The 17,351-nt window shown below is 57.1% G+C and carries 8 protein-coding genes and 1 pseudogene; 6 read left to right on the top strand and 3 right to left on the bottom strand.

The window, feature by feature from the left end:
* A partial coding sequence (locus LIO98_RS15420) for a Synerg-CTERM sorting domain-containing protein (protein ID WP_363304161.1) occupies positions 1 to 116 on the top strand: 116 nt, incomplete at its 5' end.
* A gap of 661 nt (positions 117 to 777) precedes the next feature.
* Here LIO98_RS15420 and pheA read toward each other — a convergent pair.
* A complete protein-coding gene (pheA, locus tag LIO98_RS08205; RefSeq protein WP_291955351.1) occupies positions 778 to 1,923 on the bottom strand; it encodes a prephenate dehydratase in 1,146 nt (381 codons plus the stop codon).
* A 343-nt stretch (positions 1,924 to 2,266) separates the two neighbouring features.
* Here pheA and LIO98_RS08200 point away from each other — a divergent pair, with 343 nt between their 5' ends.
* From LIO98_RS08200 to LIO98_RS08190, 3 genes are read left to right on the top strand one after another with little or no spacing between them, the layout of a single operon-like run.
* A complete protein-coding gene (locus LIO98_RS08200; protein WP_291955347.1) occupies positions 2,267 to 2,767 on the top strand; it encodes an NAD(P)H-dependent oxidoreductase subunit E in 501 nt (166 codons plus the stop codon).
* A 15-nt stretch (positions 2,768 to 2,782) separates the two neighbouring features.
* On the top strand, positions 2,783 to 5,884 hold the full coding sequence (locus tag LIO98_RS08195) for an NADH-ubiquinone oxidoreductase-F iron-sulfur binding region domain-containing protein (protein WP_291955344.1): 3,102 nt from the start codon (positions 2,783 to 2,785) through the stop codon (positions 5,882 to 5,884).
* A 5-nt stretch (positions 5,885 to 5,889) separates the two neighbouring features.
* Positions 5,890 to 7,911, top strand: a complete 2,022-nt coding sequence (locus tag LIO98_RS08190) for an NADH-dependent [FeFe] hydrogenase, group A6 (RefSeq protein WP_291955342.1) — start codon at positions 5,890 to 5,892, stop codon at positions 7,909 to 7,911.
* 89 nt (positions 7,912 to 8,000) lie between these two features.
* On the opposite strand, the gene LIO98_RS08185 is transcribed toward LIO98_RS08190, so the two are convergent.
* The gene (locus tag LIO98_RS08185) at positions 8,001 to 8,678 is read right to left on the bottom strand and encodes a response regulator transcription factor (protein ID WP_291955339.1); all 678 of its coding nucleotides are present in this window, start codon (positions 8,676 to 8,678) and stop codon (positions 8,001 to 8,003) included.
* A gap of 274 nt (positions 8,679 to 8,952) precedes the next feature.
* A complete protein-coding gene (locus LIO98_RS08180; protein WP_291955336.1) occupies positions 8,953 to 13,311 on the bottom strand; it encodes a PAS domain S-box protein in 4,359 nt (1,452 codons plus the stop codon).
* 703 nt (positions 13,312 to 14,014) lie between these two features.
* Between LIO98_RS08180 and LIO98_RS08175 the strand changes: the two genes are divergently transcribed.
* Complete coding sequence (locus tag LIO98_RS08175; protein ID WP_291955332.1) at positions 14,015 to 16,423, top strand: Ig-like domain-containing protein; 2,409 nt, start codon at positions 14,015 to 14,017, stop codon at positions 16,421 to 16,423.
* Between the two features lie 112 nt (positions 16,424 to 16,535).
* A pseudogene (locus tag LIO98_RS08170) lies at positions 16,536 to 17,351 on the top strand (hypothetical protein); the annotation flags it as partial.

Raw genomic sequence — 17,351 nt, 5'->3', positions numbered from 1 at the left:
TCCCCACACCGGCCCCGCACCCGCACGGAAGAGGAGGCAGCGGCTGCACGGCAGGCGCAGGCGCGCTTGCTCTGCTCGCGCTGATACCGCTTTGGATGAGAAGAGGAAAAAGGTAATATATTAAAAGACAAGATAACATAAAAAAAAGAACAGATAAAAGACAATGAATGGGCGCGGGCGAAAGGCTCGCGCTCTTTTCATACGCACAGACTGCCGCTCCAAAACCAGACCCCAAAAGCCACGAAAAAACTTAAGGTCAACTCTCCCTCACCCCGCTTCGCGGGGAGCTTCCTCAGAGAGGGAGTCGAAAACCCTTGGTAAATCACGGTTTAGCTTTTGATTTTGATCTTGCAGCCTCCCTCTCCGAGGTGGCCAGGGAGCCAAATCAGAGTTCTTCTGATTTGTGCGATAAGTGAGACAGAAAATCTATTGATTTTCGTCGTCGAACTTAGTTTTTCCATCATTCGGCTGGTAGTTACATCAGAGGTGTCGGCCGCCTGTTTTTTGGCGGCTGACGGAAGGAGTGTTGACCTTATGTTTATGCCGTTTGCCCCTGCCTTGTCACACCGGCCCACGAGCCGGTGTCCAGTGTCGTGAGTTTTCTTTCTCCAACATTTCGTGAAGAAAACCCAAGCCGCCGGACCCCGGGTCAGGCCCGGGGAGACGGAAAAGACAGGTCGTTATTTATATATTGGCAGGAAAAGTATAAATTACGAGTTACGTTCTTAAAGCCTTCCTCTTGAGGCTGTCAGGGAATCATATCAGCGAACAGCTCCCTCAGCCCGCGCGGTCAGCGCGGTAGTTGCCCAGTATCTTCAGGTAGCTGGTGTTTTTCTCAAGCTCGGCCACCGCCCTCTCGACGTTCTTCTCCCGCAGGTGGCCGCTGAAATCAAGGTGGAAGAAGTATTCCCACGAGCCGCCCTCAAGCGGGCGCGACTCGATGTTGGTCAGATTGAGGCCGTTGCCGCAGAAGCAGGAGAGCGCCCTGCAGAGCGCCCCCGGTTCGTGGCGGAGCCCGATGACGACGGTTATCTTATCGGCCTCTTCGTCGCGTTGTGCGGCGGCGGCGATGACGACGAAGCGGGTGTAGTTGCTGGCGCTGGAATTTATGTTCGGGGCCAGTATCTCAAGGCCGTAGAGTTCCGCGGCCTCGCGGCTCGCGACGGCGGCCTTCGAGATGTCCCCCTCAAGCGCCACCATCTCCGCGCTCTTCGCGGTGTTGAAATAGGGGATCAGCTCCCAATCACGGTGTAGGGCGAAAAATTCCGCGCACTGACTGAATCCCTGGGGGTGTGAGTAAACTTTCCTGATATCCGCCATATTCGCGCCCCCGACCGCCATCAGATTGTGATCAACCTTCACGATCTTTTCGCCGACGATGCGGCAGTCGTTCTTCCGTAGCAGGTCGTAGACCTCAAGTATCCCGCCGGTGGAGGAATTTTCGATCGGCAGTACGCCGCAGTCGACCTCGCCGCTCATGACGGCGGAGACGACGTCGCCGAAGAGCTTAAAGTTGCGCTCGGTGACATCCCTGCCCGCGAAGTAACTCCGCAGGGCCTGATGGCTGTATGAGCCGGGGACGCCCTGATAGCCGACGCGGCGGCAGGGCGCGGAAGCGGGCGTTACGCGGGGCTCCGCCTCTTTTTGCTCCGCTATCTTTTTATTTTCGTAGCGGCGGCTCGCCTCTATTACGCGCGCCATCATCCAGAGACAGCTCTCGCGGTAGCCGGATTCCTTCACCCGCGCCGCGCATTTTTCAAGGACCTCTTTTTCGCGCGCCTCGTCAAAAACGGGCAGACCACGCTCTTTTTTATATTCGGCGACCTGATCGACAAGCTCCATGCGGCGCTCAAACAGGGAGACCAAAGATTGGTTCGTAACGTCTATCTCATCGCGTATTTTTTTCAGTTCTTCATGATCCATCGCATCTTACCTCCGCTCTCTGGGACTCTATTTTATAACAATTTTCCCGCTGTAAGATACATTAATATCTGCCGTCTCCGCCCGCGCGCCTAACGCCGCGAGCCGCGCGGGAATTTTAAAACTTGACAATCCCGCCCAACGGCCGTCCCTTCATCCGCCGCCTTTTGTGAAGTTTTTGTGTTCCCGGAAAGAGGCCGTGCGAAAAAGTGGCTAAAAATCAGTTTTTCAGCAGCCACCGTCCGTCACGCTGCCTTCACATCAATCTTTTATACTTCCGTCAGAAGATTTCATAAGGCACTTTTTTTGAAACTTTATATTACAGGAAAAACGGAGGTGTGGCGTGATGAAAGAACATTCTGCTATAGAGCGGTATATATCCAAAATGGAGGATTACGAGCTCTATGAGAAGGTCGACAACGTAATGGACCTGTATGGCTACAAACAGGAGAATCTGATCCAGATCCTCCATGCCGCGCAGACGATATTCGGCTGCGTGCCGCTTGAACTGCAGCGTTTCATCGCTGATGCGCTGGATATGACGCTGTCGGAGGTATCGGGGGTGGTCTCATTTTATTCATTCTTCTCCGTGACCCCGCGCGGGGAACATACGATCCGCATCTGTATGGGAACCGCCTGTTATGTCAGAGGCGGCAAAAGGATCGTCGACCATCTGCTGAAGACGCTGAATGTGGATCTTGGCGACACCACCGAAGACGGGCGCTTCACACTCGAGATCGCGCGGTGTATCGGCTCCTGCGGATTGGCTCCCGCACTGATGATAGACGACGTCATATACAAACAGATGACCCCCAACAAGGTCGACGCCGTACTGTCGCGGCTTTAAAAGGAGGTGGGCATAATGGAACACAATCATGTCAATTCAATAAAAGACCTGATCAAAATCCGTGAGGATTACGAACGGGAAGAGTGGCATTTCAGCCATCAGGTACTGGTCTGCGGCGGCGCGGGCTGCGTCTCTTCGGACTGCCGCGCCATAAGTGAAGCGGCGGCCGAGACGATAGATGAGCTGGGACTCGCGGAAAACACGGCTCTTAAAGAGACGGGCTGCATGGGCACCTGTGCGGTCGGCCCCGTAATGCTCATCATGCCGGAGGGCATCTTCTATACAAAACTCACGCCGCAGAGCACGCGGGAAATTATCAAGGCCCACATCGTCGAGGGGCGGGTGCTGGAAGAACATACATTTTACGACAACGTCCTCAGGATCCACGTTCCGAAGATGGAGGATATCACCTTTTTCAAGGAACAGCTGCGGATCGCCCTGCGCAACTGCGGGGTCATCGCCTATGACGACATCCGCGCCTATATCGCCAAAAGCGGCTATATGGCGGCGGCGAAGGCCCTCCTTGAGATGGACGGCGGCGGTGTTATCGCGGAGATAAAGAAATCAGGCATCCGCGGACGCGGCGGCGCGGGCTTCCCGACCGCCGTCAAGTGGGAGGCGGGACGCCGCGCCCAAAGCGAAGAAAAATATATCGTCTGCAACGCGGACGAAGGCGACCCCGGGGCCTTCATGGACCGCAGCATCCTTGAGGGAGACCCGCATACGGTGATCGAGGGAATGCTGATCGGAGGCCGCGCGATCGGCGCCAATATGGGATATGTCTACGTCCGCGCCGAATATCCCATCGCGGTGGAACGGCTCAAAGCCGCCATCGAACAGGCCCGCGAGTATGGGCTGCTTGGCAAAGACATCCTCGGCTCGGGTTTTGACTTCGACCTCGAAATACGCATCGGCGCAGGGGCCTTCGTCTGCGGCGAAGAGACGGCCCTTTTGAATTCCATCGAAGGCAAACGCGGCGAGCCGCGCCCCAAGCCGCCCTTCCCCTTTGAAAACGGCCTCTTCGGCGCGCCGACGATCATCAACAACGTGGAGACGCTCGCCAGCATCCCGCCGATCCTGCTGAACGGCGGCGGCTGGTACGCCGGCTTCGGCACGGAGCAGGCCAAAGGCACGAAGGTATTCGCCCTGGCGGGAGACATCGTCAATACCGGCATCGTAGAGGTCCCCATCGGCATGCCCATCGGCGAGATAATCTTCCGCATCGGCGGCGGCATGCAGAACGGCAAAAAATTCAAGGCGGCCCAGATCGGCGGCCCCTCCGGCGGCTGCATCACGGAGGACAACCTCAACGCCCCCACCGATTACGAGTCGCTGACGCTGCTGGGGGCCATTATGGGCTCCGGCGGCCTGATTTCCATGAACGAAGAGACCTGCATGGTGGATACGGCCCGCTATTTCATGGAATTCATCCAGGAGGAATCCTGCGGCAAATGCCTCGCCTGCCGCGTCGGCACGAAGCGTATGCTGGAGATACTGGAGAATATCACCCAGGGACGCGGCGAAGAGGGCGACATCGAGCTGCTCGAGGAGCTGGGCAACACCATCAAGGACACCGCGATGTGCGGACTGGGACAGACCGCCCCGAATCCCGTACTGAGCACGATCCGCTACTTCCGTAAGGAATATGAGGAACATATACGGAATAAATACTGCCGGGCCAGCGTCTGCGCCGACCTCTTCATCTCCCCCTGCGAAAACACCTGCCCCGCCAACGTCAACATCCCCGGCTATCTCTCGCTGATCGCCACGGGGCGCTTCATGGACGCCTACAACCTGATCCGTCAGGAGAACCCGCTGCCGGCGATCTGCGGACGCATCTGCACGAGGCCCTGCGAGGGGCGCTGCCGCCGCGGCAGCGTAGACGAACCGGTGGCGATCTGTGACCTTAAGCGCTTTGTCGCGGACTATGCCTTCAAAAACGAACCCGCCTTTGTGCACGACGTTGTATTCCCGCGCAACGGCAAATCGGTGGCAATCGTGGGCGCGGGCGCTTCGGGGCTGACCTGCGGCTACTACCTCTCGCGTATCGGCTACGAGGTGGACATCTACGAGGCGGAGTCTGTCGCGGGCGGCGTGCTCGCCTTCGGCATCCCGGAATACCGCCTGCCCTCGGACGTCCTGCAGCACGAGGTCAATACGATCCTTAAAGAGGGCGTCCACCTCCACCTTAACACCACCGTCGGCAAGGACATCGAATTCCGTGACGTCAGGAACGGCCACGACGCCGTTTACATCGCCACCGGCACCCAGTTCCCGCAGCGCGTGAACATCCCCGGCGAAAATCTGAAGGGGATAATCCACGGAGTGACCTTCCTGAAAAACGTTAAGCTCTACAAGAGCATTAACCTCGAGGGACAGACCGTGGCGGTGATCGGCGGCGGCAATACGGCGATTGACTCGGCGCGCAGCGCGCTGCGTCTGGGAGCGGCCAAGGTCATCGTCCTCTACCGCCGGACGGCGGAGGCGATGCCCGCCTACCGCCAGGAGGTCGAAGAGGCCCTGAACGAAGGCGTCGAAATCATGGAGCTGGTAAAACCGGTGCGCTTCATCTCCGATAAGCACGGCTCGGTGGCCAAGGTGGAATGTACCAGATGCGAGACGGCCCAATTCGACAACCGCGGACGGCGTGAGATAAAAGAGATCCCCAACAGCAACTTCTTCGTCGACGTCGACGTCGTCATACCGGCGGTAAGCCAATATGCCGACCTGCCCTTCATCCCCAGAGGCGAGATCGGGGTCACGAAGTGGGGAACCTTCATCATCGACGAGGACACCTACATGACGACGGAAGAGGGCGTCTTCGCCGGAGGCGACGTGGCGCGCGGCCCCGACGAGGTCATCAGGGCCATTTCGGACGGCAAGAACGCCGCGATATCGATCGACCTCTATCTCGGAGGCGAAGGCAAGCTCAACAAAGGCCAGGAGATAGATATCCCGCTGCTGGAGGATGACGATGAAATCATTTCCCACGAGCGGTTCGAGAAGGAGATCCTGCCGCTTGAGGAGAGACACTCCTTCGAAGAGGTCATCCGCGGTTACCACAAGCTGAACGCCATCGCGGAAGCGATGCGCTGTCTGCACTGCAACAGGAGGTGAGAGGCATGCTGACTTTAACTATCAACGATAAGCAGGTAAGCGTTCCCGAAGGCTGCACCATCATGGAGGCGGCAAAGATAAACGACATCCACATCCCCAGCCTCTGTAAGATGGATGGAATACACAATATCGGCGCCTGCCGCATCTGCGTGGTGGAGGTGGAGGGAGCCAAGACTCTGATGGCCTCCTGTATCACCAAAGCCCGCGAGGGCATGGTCGTCAGGACCAACACCGGACGCGTGCGCAGCGCGCGGAAGGTGCTTTATGAGCTGATGGTCTCCAACCATAATGTGGAGTGCCTCAGCTGCAAACGTAACCAATCCTGCGAGATGCAGGAGCTCGGCAGGGTGCTCGGCGTCGAAAACGTCCGCTTCAAGGGCGCTCAGAGCAACAAAAACATCGACGCCTCGATCTCCATCACACGCGACATGAGCAAATGCGTGCTCTGCCGCCGCTGCGTCACAGTCTGCCACGAGAGACAGGGCACGGGCGTCATCGGCCCGCAGAACAGAGGCTTCAAGACAGAGATAGCGCCGCCGCTCTGCCAGCCGCTCGGGGCCGTAAACTGCACCTTCTGCGGACAATGCACCGTCGTCTGTCCGGTCGGGGCGCTGAAAGAGACCTCCTCGGTGGACGCCGTATGGGAGGCGATCCATGACCCGAAGCGCTGCGTGATCGTACAGACCGCCCCCGCCGTGCGCGCCGCCGTCGGCGAACTCTTCGGCATTCCCGCGGGGACGCCCTGCACCGGCAAGCTGGCCTCCGCCCTCAAGGAGCTCCGCTTCGACCACGTATTTGACACAAACTGGGGCGCCGACCTGACCATAATGGAGGAGGGCACGGAGCTGCTCTCGCGCCTAAAACTCTTTGCCAAAGGCGGGAAGGTCTCCCTGCCGATGGTTACCAGCTGCTCTCCGGGATGGATCAAATATATTGAACATACCTTCCCCGAGATGCTGCCCCATCTGTCCACCTGTAAATCGCCGCACATGATGACCGGCGCGATAATAAAGACCTATTACGCCCAGCGGCTCGGCATCGCCCCGGAAGACATGTTCGTCGTCTCCGTGATGCCCTGCACGGCGAAAAAATTCGAGATAACGCGCGCTGAGATGATGAACTACGGCCTGCGGAACGTCGACGCGGTACTGACGACGAGAGAGCTGGGCGAGATGATAAACTCCGCCGGCATCGACTTCGCCAACCTGCCTGACAGCAAATTCCACGATCCGCTCGGCTTCTCGACGGGCGCGGCCGATATCTTCGGCTTCTCAGGCGGCGTCATGGAGGCCGCGCTGCGCACCGCCTACGAGGTGATCACCGGACGCGAACTTCCGGGAGACAACCTCCATGTCACTCCCATCATCGGCCTGGAGGACGTCAAAGAGGCCTCTATCCTGATAGAGTCTCCGCTGCCTGAATACTCCGGCCTCGACGGTGTGGAGCTGAAAGTGGCGGTCACCAGCGGAACGAAAAACGCGAAGACGCTGATGAAACAGGTCAAGGAGGGGAACTCCCCCTACCATTTCATCGAGGTTATGGGATGCGCCGGCGGGTGCGTCGTCGGCGGCGGACAGCCGCGCAGCACAGACGGCGAAATCAGGGAAAAACGGCGCGGCGCGCTCCTGTGGGAGGACGAACACAAAAAGCTGCGCAAGAGCCACGAAAATCCGGCGGTCATGGCCATCTACGGCGAGTTCCTGGGAGAGCCCAACGGACCTCTAAGCCACAAACTGCTGCACACCAGCTACGTAAAACGCGGTAAATACAACGAATTCACCGACGAGACGGCGGTCATCGACATCCCCGCCGGCAGCCGCAAGGTCTCCGTCGACTCCATCGAACGCCGGAACACCATGGGCGCGAGGCTGAAAGCCAGCCCCGACCTCCGCTCCAGCGGCGATTCGGAGCGCGCGATGGCCCTGGTATCCGAGAATACGCGGCTTAAAAACGAACTGAAGGATACCAAGGAGACGATAGAGATCCTGCGCAACATCGTCACCGATTACAGTAATCCTGACCGCTGACAGCGCCACCGCATCCGCGGTATAGGAGACAACAAAAATGGAGAGGCCTCCCCCTCTCCATTTTTTGATGTCGGAAGCGGCAAAGCCAACTATTCGTCGAAACGGTATCCCACGCCCCTGATCGTGACGATATGCTCGTGATAGGGGCGGATCGCGTTTCTCAGCGTCTTGATATGGGTATCCACCGTCCGGGGGCTGCCGAAAAAATCATCGCCCCAGACGATGTCGATCAGCATCTCGCGCGTATACACCTGCCCGGGGTTACGCGACAGAAGCAGCAGCAGATCGTATTCCTTCGGCGTGAGCGGTACGGGAATATCGTTAACATAGACGGTACGGGAGCGCGTATCGATATAAAGTCCGAAAAAGATCAGCGCGCGCGGCGGCTTGGCGGGAACGTGTTCCCGGCGGCGCAGGATGATGTTCATGCGCGCCAGCAGTTCGTCGCCCTCAAAGGGCTTTACGATATAGTCCTCCGCGCCGGAACGGTAGGCGCTCAGCCGCTCAGGCAGGGCGGAACGCTCGGAAATTATCACCACCGGCACATCGGACATTTTGCATATCTGACGGCAGACGGTACGTCCGTCCGCGACTGGCAGCGTCGCGTCAAGTATGACCAGATGATATTCATGGCGGCGGAAAAGCTTTATCGCCGCGATGCCGTCCGCCGCGCAGTCAATATTGACAAACATCTCGTTAAAGAGATGTCTCAGATGAGAACAGGCGTCCCGATTACCGTCCGCGATTAAGAGAGATGATCTTTCCATAGTCCGCTCCGCCAATAAAATTAAATTTTTACCTCAAAACGACAGTATCCTCCCAGCGAACCGCAGATTACGGCAGACCGGATATTTCAAATGGTAAAACGATAAATATTGTCTGAAAATTATATATTTCAAAGATATAACTGTCAATTTTGTGATATTTTTATTAAATTAACTATAATTTTATAGTTGATAATATTTCTCTACACAAATAGAAACATAAAAAATGAGCGGGCAATCACCCCGCTCATCAAAACAAAAGATAAATCACCAGCCGCTATATTTCCGCATCCGGCTTTTCCGGGGGCGAGACCGCCCTTGCCAGCGTACTATAGAGCAGCTCGGGCTCTATCGGCTTTGCCAGATGGCCGTTCATGCCGGCCTCTTCGGACTTCCGGCAGTCGTCGTCAAAGGCGTTCGCCGTCATCGCGATGATCGGCACCGCCTTCGCGTCCGCGCGCGGCAGCTCCCTGATCTTCCGCGCCGCCGTCAGACCGTCCATCTCCGGCATACGGATGTCCATCAGTACGGCGTCAAAATAACCGGCGGGAGAGGCGGCAAAGGCCGCGACGGCCAAAGCTCCGTTTACGGCGGGCACGACCTCCGTTCCCACCTTCGCCAGCAATTTGCGGGCTATCTCAGTGTTGAGCGGATGATCCTCCGCGAGCAGCACACGGCGTCCCCTTAGCGCCTTCACGCCGCCGTGGGCTCCGCGGTCTTCCAGCGCCGCCGCCGGTTTCTCATCGCCCGCGATCTCCAGCTCCAGATGCAGCCGTATCTCGGTGCCCTTACCCTCTTCGCTCCTTATATGAAAACAGCCGCCCATCTTATCGACGATACTCTTGGAGATCGCAAGCCCCAGCCCCGTACCGCAGCTTCCGCCATCGGCGGCGTTCTCCTGCATGAAGGGTTCAAAGAGATGCTTCTGGAACTCTTCGCTCATCCCGATGCCGTTGTCCCTGACAATAAAGTCGCACCATATACGGTCCCCGTGAACCTCCGCCTCCGGCATCAGGTATTCCACCCTGCCGCCGGGGGGCGTGAACTTCACGGCGTTTGAGAGGAGATTGAGAAATATCTGATTCAGGCGCACCTTGTCCACCAATACGGCGGCGGTGGGCCACTTGCTGTCAAAGACAAACTCAACGCCCTTCTGGCGGCAGAGTGGGCGTATCATCGCGTCGATCGCGCCCGCGAACTCCTTATACTCGTAACGCGAGGGATAGAGCGCGAACTCGCCGCTCTCGATCTTCGCCATATCAAGCACGTCGTTGATGAGGCCGAGCATGAAATGACTGGAAGAATTTATCTTGCCGATGTAGTCGTCCACCGCCGCCGGGTCGCCAAGGGCGTCCTTCAGCAGCACCGTCATACCCATAATGGCGTTCATCGGCGTGCGCATTTCGTGGCTCATGCGCGCGAGGAACTCGCCCTTGGCGAGGCTTGCCTGCTCCGCGCGTTTAAGTGCCGCCTCTATCTCGTCCTTAGCCCTGTTCTCGGCAGCCACAACTTCGGTGATGTCCTGCCGCGTCATTAGAATGATCTCGTTTTCCCTGTCTATGTAAGAATATTTTATCGATTTCCGGCATCTCCTGCCGGAATTGTTCTGGACGTCAAAAAGCACCTGATAGATATCGTGTCTCTCCAAGCCCGCCGCGACATTTGAATATTCCATCTCGCTCAGCGCCCGTTCGCGGTCCTCCGGAACGATAAACTTCTCCGCGAACCAGGCGATGTCCCTGCTGTAATTTAAGCCTTCGTAGGCGGGCTGTTCCCCTGAACCGTCGGAGATAAAAAGGATATAACGGTTACGCCTGCCGTCGAGACGAATGATAGAGTCATAATCCTGCGCGATGACCATTTTGAAAGTATCGGCGAGCTGTTTTCTCGTCGTAATATCCCGTTCACAGAAAAAGGCGATGAGGTCGCCGCTGTCCGGATGCTTCCTGACGTTGATCTGCAGCTCCACCCACGTCATACTGCCGTCATGGTCCAGGAATGGCTGTTCAAAAGTGAGCCGGTCGTTGCCGAGTTCAAATTCCCTCGTCAGGCTGCGGTAATCTATCTTATTCAAAAACTCAGCCTTAGACTCCTCGCTGATAAAAAAGGGCTCCATACTCTCCACAATTTCGGAGAGCGACATTCCGCTATGAAAAATATCTATATCCCGATTGGTCTCAACGAGGTCTTCAACGACGTCCTTCGTCATGTTTACGCGCATTATCGATATATAATCGGCGGAGACGTCTTTCAGGCTGTTAAGCTCATCCTCATAGCGGCGCGAGAGACGCTTATACTCCTCCTCCGCGCGCAGCTGCGCCTCTTTGAGCTCCGTAATATCGTTATATACGCTCTGATATATATCATTACCTTCGACATCCCTTATCCGCTCGACGATACCGCTGATCCAGAAAACCTTACCGTCATGGCGGACGAAGCGGAGCTCATACGGACTCGACTGCCCCTCTTCCACCACCCTATTGAGCATATCGATATACTTGCCCCTGTCGTCGGGGTGAACGCGTGCATAGGCGATATACCCCTCTTCCGTCGCGCCGACGCCGTAAATTTCACGTCCGCGGCGGTTTACATAACAGTAAGGCTTGTCGCCGTTAAGGTTGTTGACGGAATACTGCGATATCCCGCAGGGCATCGTATCATAAAGCCTCTGCAGATATTCGGCCTGGCGTTTGAGCTTCTCCTCCGCCGCCTTCTGCGCGGAGATATCCGTATAGCAGACATAGGCCGTCTGGCTGCCGTCCGGCTGAGGAACGGAGATGCCGGTATGATATATCCACCGGTACTCCCCCGTATTTTCGTTCCGCAGCCGGTAGGCGCACTCCATACGGTGAAGTTCGCGGTACGACTCCGCCATCTTTTCTTTCAGCAGCGCCACATCGTCGGGATGGACATTCTGGAAAATATCCTCGGAGATCTTGCGCTTCAGCTCCTCATGCGTCATTCCCAGCATATCGCTGAACGTCGAATTCACCGCGATGAGGCTCACCTCATCCTCCTTCAGACGGTAGACGCCGATCCCCGAGGGAATGGAATTTATGATGCGCTCAAGCGATGACTTTTCCGTCTCAAGCCGCTGCTGGAGCCGCTTTGAATCGGTGATGTCGGTCACATACTCAACGGAGGCGCCGCGTCCGTTCCACTCTATGAGCTTCCCCTTCACGGAAAACCAACGGTCTTTGGAGGGCAGATACTGCTCGGCCTCAAAGAAGCTGCCCTTCGTCAGCAGCGGCACGTGGCAGAAGGCGCAGGGGGCGTCCCTGTGCATCATATACTCATAGCAGCTGCGCCCGACAAAATCGCCCTCCACGTTGCCTGAAAATTCGGCGGCGGCCCTGTTAGCGTACAGCACCTCACGCGTCTTGAGGTCACTGACCTGGATGATCGTATTATTCTCATTAAGGATATCGCGGTAGAGCTTGGTCTCCCTGGAAATATTGTGAAAGACCGCGTGTATCAGCGGACAGCCGTCCGCCTCGCCGATCTTTTTGCCCTGCAGATGCACCCAGACCAGGCCGCCGCCGGTGTGACGCTTTCTGAAGGTGACGTCTATCGGCGCATCGTTCGCCAGCCCCTCCCGAACGGCGGCGAGGACGCGTTCAACATCGCCGCTGTAGACCATCTCCGCCGCGTCCCTCTTTATCAGCTCGTGATACTCCTCCACCGTGTGGCCGGAGAGGGCGGGAACGCCGTCGGAAAAATATACGGTCTCAAAGCGGTCCGACACCTTATAGATGGCGACGCCTCCGGGGATGGCGTTCAAAACATTCTCCATCTCCTTTTTCCCCAGGCGAAGCCGCTCCTGCGCCTCCGCCATATCGGAAACGTCGATGCAGAGACATATCACCGCCGGCCTTCCGTTGCCGGCGGTGATCCTTTTGCCGTTTTCACGGACCCAGATAAAGCCGCCGTCCCTTTTCAGCATGCGGTATGGGGCGAGCATATACTCGCAGGAAGATTCTAGCTGCGCAAAGAGCGAGCCCATCACCGCCCCGCGGTCGTCGGGATGCACGCAGTTCGCTATGCCGCCGCCCGTGGCCTCGATAAACTCCTCCTTTGTGTCGTAGCCCAGATACTTGAGCATCTGTTCGTTAATGAAATAAAACGGCATCTCCGGACTGTCTATATAACCGCCGAAGAGACCTCCGTGTATCGAACTGTTAAGAAAATCGTAGAGCAGCTTAGGCTCGCATTCCTTCTCGTATTTAGATGGTAAATCTTCGCCCGCTTTTTCGCGGAAATTATCGAAGGACATATGGAGAGAACGTATCTTCAGCCCTCCATCCTCTGGAAGACAGCTTATCGAGACGCGGGCGGGAACATGGGAGGCCCTTGCCTCCGGCAGCAGTTTAGCGCCCGCCGTTCCGGCTTCGCCCGAGACCGCCTCGTCCTCGTCGGTGAACTCCAGCCCGCGGGAGAGAGGATTGGCGGCGATCTCCCGTTCCAGACAGGCGCGCGCCTCGTCCCTGTTATGGACACCTTCGTTACCGGAGGTCCCATACCAGTGTATATCTTTACTGAGACAGTTCAGCGAGCCGTCGATATCCCCGCGGCAAAAAACATTCACGCAAAAGCGTTTCAGCAGGGCCAGTGGGGAGGTATATTTTTGTCCGTCCATCGCTATAGGCTCCTTTTTCTAGGTATATACAGCGCCTGAGCAATAATGGAGGCTGCTGGCACGCATATCATTTTATAGCAACTTTACACAGATGACACCTCCGTAAGTATAGCAAACGTACCGCGGCAAAACAACAAAGGCCGAGGCAAACGCGTCGGCAATAAATCGGGCGGGGAAAGCAGTAAATTACGATTTATCTTTTCTTTGGTTTGTAATGCCGGGCTTGACCCGGCATCCAGCGGCGTCCGGTTCTGTTCTTGTCCTGCGAAACGCAAAAAACATGGCAAAGCCGCTTGACAAAGCGCTAACATAAACTGTATTGTATGGATAGGTATTTTTACCTATTTTCATATTCATGTTTTCGGTATTTTAAATCATATTAAAAAGGAGCCTGATACCTTATGTCGTCACTCAACGCTTATCAACACCCAACAACATTTAACTTTGATGCACCCCCCCGTATGAGTTTATTAAAGTTCACAATAGACTCTTACTCCCGCTTATCCTCTCTCTCCTAACCCTCTTTGTCCTCGCCTCGCCCCAGCGTGCCTGCGCCCTGACGCGGGAGGGCGATGTATATCAGATCGCCACCTCGGCGGACCTCATCGACTTCCATAATGGGCTTGACAACGGTACGATACCGCTCTCCGCCGACGCGCTGCTAACCGCCGACATTGACCTCGCGGACGCGGACGGCAGACTCATGGACTGGACGCCCATCAGCGGCGACTATGATAACCCCTACACCGGCGCCTTCGACGGCGCGGGCCATTCCGTCAAAGGCTATGAGATAACGAAAACGGCCGGAGACGGTTATGCCGGCTTCTTCAGCTATATCGGAGAAAAAGACGGCAAAAAAGGCGTCGTGCGCGGACTCACCGTAGAGGGCGGGGTGAATATCACCTCCGCCACAGGCAACACCGTCAATGCCGGCGCCGTCGCCGGCTGGAACGAGGGCACGATAGAAGACTGCCGGAACGCCGCCGCCGTTATCATCTCGACGGACCTTTACTTCAACCACGCGGGCGGCATCGCGGGGCAGAACGAGGGCAGCGGAACCATCACAAGCTGCCTCAACGACGGCCCCGTCGCCGCCAAAGGCGGCTCGTCCTCCCTTAACAACGTGGGCGGCATCGCGGGAATAAATGACGGCGCGATATATAATTGCGCCAGCCGTACCACAGCCGCCGCCTCTGACGGCATACAAAACTTTGCCGGCGGCATCGCGGGAGAGAGCAGCGGCAAAGTATACAACTGCGCAAACCTCGGAGAGGTCTCCATCTCGGCAATTGAGACAAGTGATAACCGACCCAACTACGCTGGCGGCATCGTGGGAAATACCTCGGGCAGCAGCGGCGGCGCTCCGGAGATAGGCAGCTGTGCCAATAGCGGCAATATCACCCTCGGCATAACCGCCAGCGGTGATGTCCAGCTCGACGCCGTCAGCGGCGGCGTGCTCGGCAAAGACACCGGGAATAATGTCACGATAGAAAACTGCGCCTGGCTTGAAGGAACGGCTGAACGTGGCGTCGGCAGCGGTACGAATAACACGAAAAAACTTGACGAAAACGCGATGAAAAACGCCGTCACCACCCTCACCGCGCAGACCGACAAGCGCCGTATCCCCGTCAACGGCGGCTCGACGACGATCACGTTCATCACCCTCCCCGGAACTCCGGTAACGTACGGCAACAATGTTAGAAATTCGAGGGCAAGTACCAACAGCGATATCATCACCATCGGCAAGAGCGAGATCGACAGCAGCGGCAAGATAACGGTCACCGCCAAGAACAAGACTGGAGACGCCGCCGTTGCGCTCTCCGCCGACCTCTACGTGAGCGACTTCAACCACGGCGGTATTATTATTCCTACGACCCCGCTCACATATTCCTTCACACGCGCCATCGAGGTTGTGGAACCCATCCACGTCACCGGCGTGAAGATAACATCGAGCAAGGACATCACACTCAAAGGCTTCGGTGATACGGCACAGCTCTCGGCCCGCGTGACACCGGACGAGGCCACGAACAAGAAAATCGTCTGGAGCAGCAGCGCCCCCGGCATCGCCGAGGTAGACGAGAGCGGCAACGTAACCTCAAAGAGCCCCGGCACAGCTACAATATGGGCCGCCGCCTCTGAGAACGAAAGCATCTCCGACGACTGCAGAGTGACCGTCAGCGAGGTAAAGGCACTGACCATCGTGCTCAATATCGAGGGTTCCGCGGATGGCAAAAAATCACTCTATGCAGGAGAACAGTTCACAGCCTCCGCACGATTCGTACCCGACAACGCCACAAACAGGAAGTTAGATTGGCTCATAGGAGACTCCTCCGTCATCTCACTCGACAGGGTGGAAGAGATAGAGAAGGGCGAAGCGGCGACCTTCACGGCGCTCAAGGCCGGCGAAACCACCACCGTCAACGTTAAAACTAAGGACGGCAGCGTCAAAGGCAGGCCAACGCTTGAGATTACCGTTCTAAAACCGACAGTCTGGGTAAACCGCATTGAGCTCTCAAAGGAAGCGATGCAGCTGCAATCCGGAGAGCATGAGAAACTCACCGCCACCCTCTACCCGGCGGACGCCAGTGACAAAAGAATCGAATGGAAGAGCAGCAGCGAGAATGTCGCCACCGTCAGCGAAAATGGCGAGATCGTCGCCCATAACCCCGGTCAGACCGTCGTCACCGCCAAAGCCCTCGGCACGGAAGAGGGTATGGTCGTGTTAGCGGGCTGCCTCGTCACCGTCACCGCTCCCCTCGTGCCGGTGGAATCGGTGAAGATATCCCCCGAGGGTACGGCGCTGAAGATCGGCGATAGCATCCGGTTCACCGCCGAGGTACTGCCGGCCGACGCCGATAATAAGGGCGTCACCTGGAAGAGCAGCGACGAAAAGATCGCCACAGTGGACGCCAACGGCGGAGTGACCGCCGTCGCAATCGGCACCGCCACCATCACCGTCACGACCGACGATGGCCTGAAGGCGGCCCAGGCCACCGTCTCCGTCAACAGAGTCTACACCAGCGGCAGCGGCGGCTGCGCCGCGGGCGTAGGTGCGATGGCGCTCTTCGCGCTGATCCCGCTGCTCCTGAAAAAGAGACGGCCAGCGAAATAGACAAAAACAGAACATAAAGAAAAATAGGGACGGGCCGCGGATATTCCTTCGCGGCCCCTATCCACAGTATGTGATACGTAGCTTTACAAGAGAGAAAGGAGAGCGATACAATATGTCGCCATGTGAAAGCCGTCAGCCATTAAAATTATTTAACCCCAGTTCGCCCCCTCCCGTTAAGCATACTGCAATTCATTTTAGCCGCCGCGCGCGGCTGCTGCTCTTTATTTTGACCCTCTTCATCCTCGCCGCCCCCGGACCGGCACGCGCCGATTTCAATGATTTGAAAAAGGACGGCGACGGCTATTACATCATCGCCACCTCCAAAGACCTCTGTGACTTCCGCGACGGCGTAAACAGCAGCGACGACCTCCTCTCCGCCAAAGCGCGCCTCACCACCGACATCGACCTCGCGGATACGGACGGGAACCCTACGGAGTGGAGACCCATCGGCTATGATATAAACCACGAATACACCGGCACCTTCGACGGCGCGGGCCATACCGTCAAGGGCTACCGGATAACGAAACAAACCACCTACATGGGGTTCTTCGGCGTCGTCGACAGCGGCGGCACTGTGCGGGGCCTCACCGTCAGCGGCGATATAACTATTACTGACAGTAACAGTGACGCGGGCGGCGTCGCGGGAAGCTGCTACGGTACGATAGAGGGCTGCGTAAACGCCGGCTCCCTGACCGGCTCCGCAAATAACGTCCAAACAGGCGGCATCGTGGGACACAACAACAACATTGGTAAGATACTGAACTGCCTCAACAACGGCAATATTTTAAACTCCGGCAACGGAACCAACGGCGGCATTGCGGGAGGCAGCAACGGCACGATATCAAACTGCATCAACGGCGGCAATGTCAACGGCGGCAGATACACCGGCGGCGTCGTGGGAAGCTGCTACAACTGCAAAATATCAAAC

Source organism: Cloacibacillus sp., assembly GCF_020860125.1.
Lineage (GTDB): Bacteria > Synergistota > Synergistia > Synergistales > Synergistaceae > Cloacibacillus.
The sequence above is the reverse complement of the archived record's forward strand: the minus strand, read 5'-3'. Positions and strand labels throughout refer to the sequence as shown.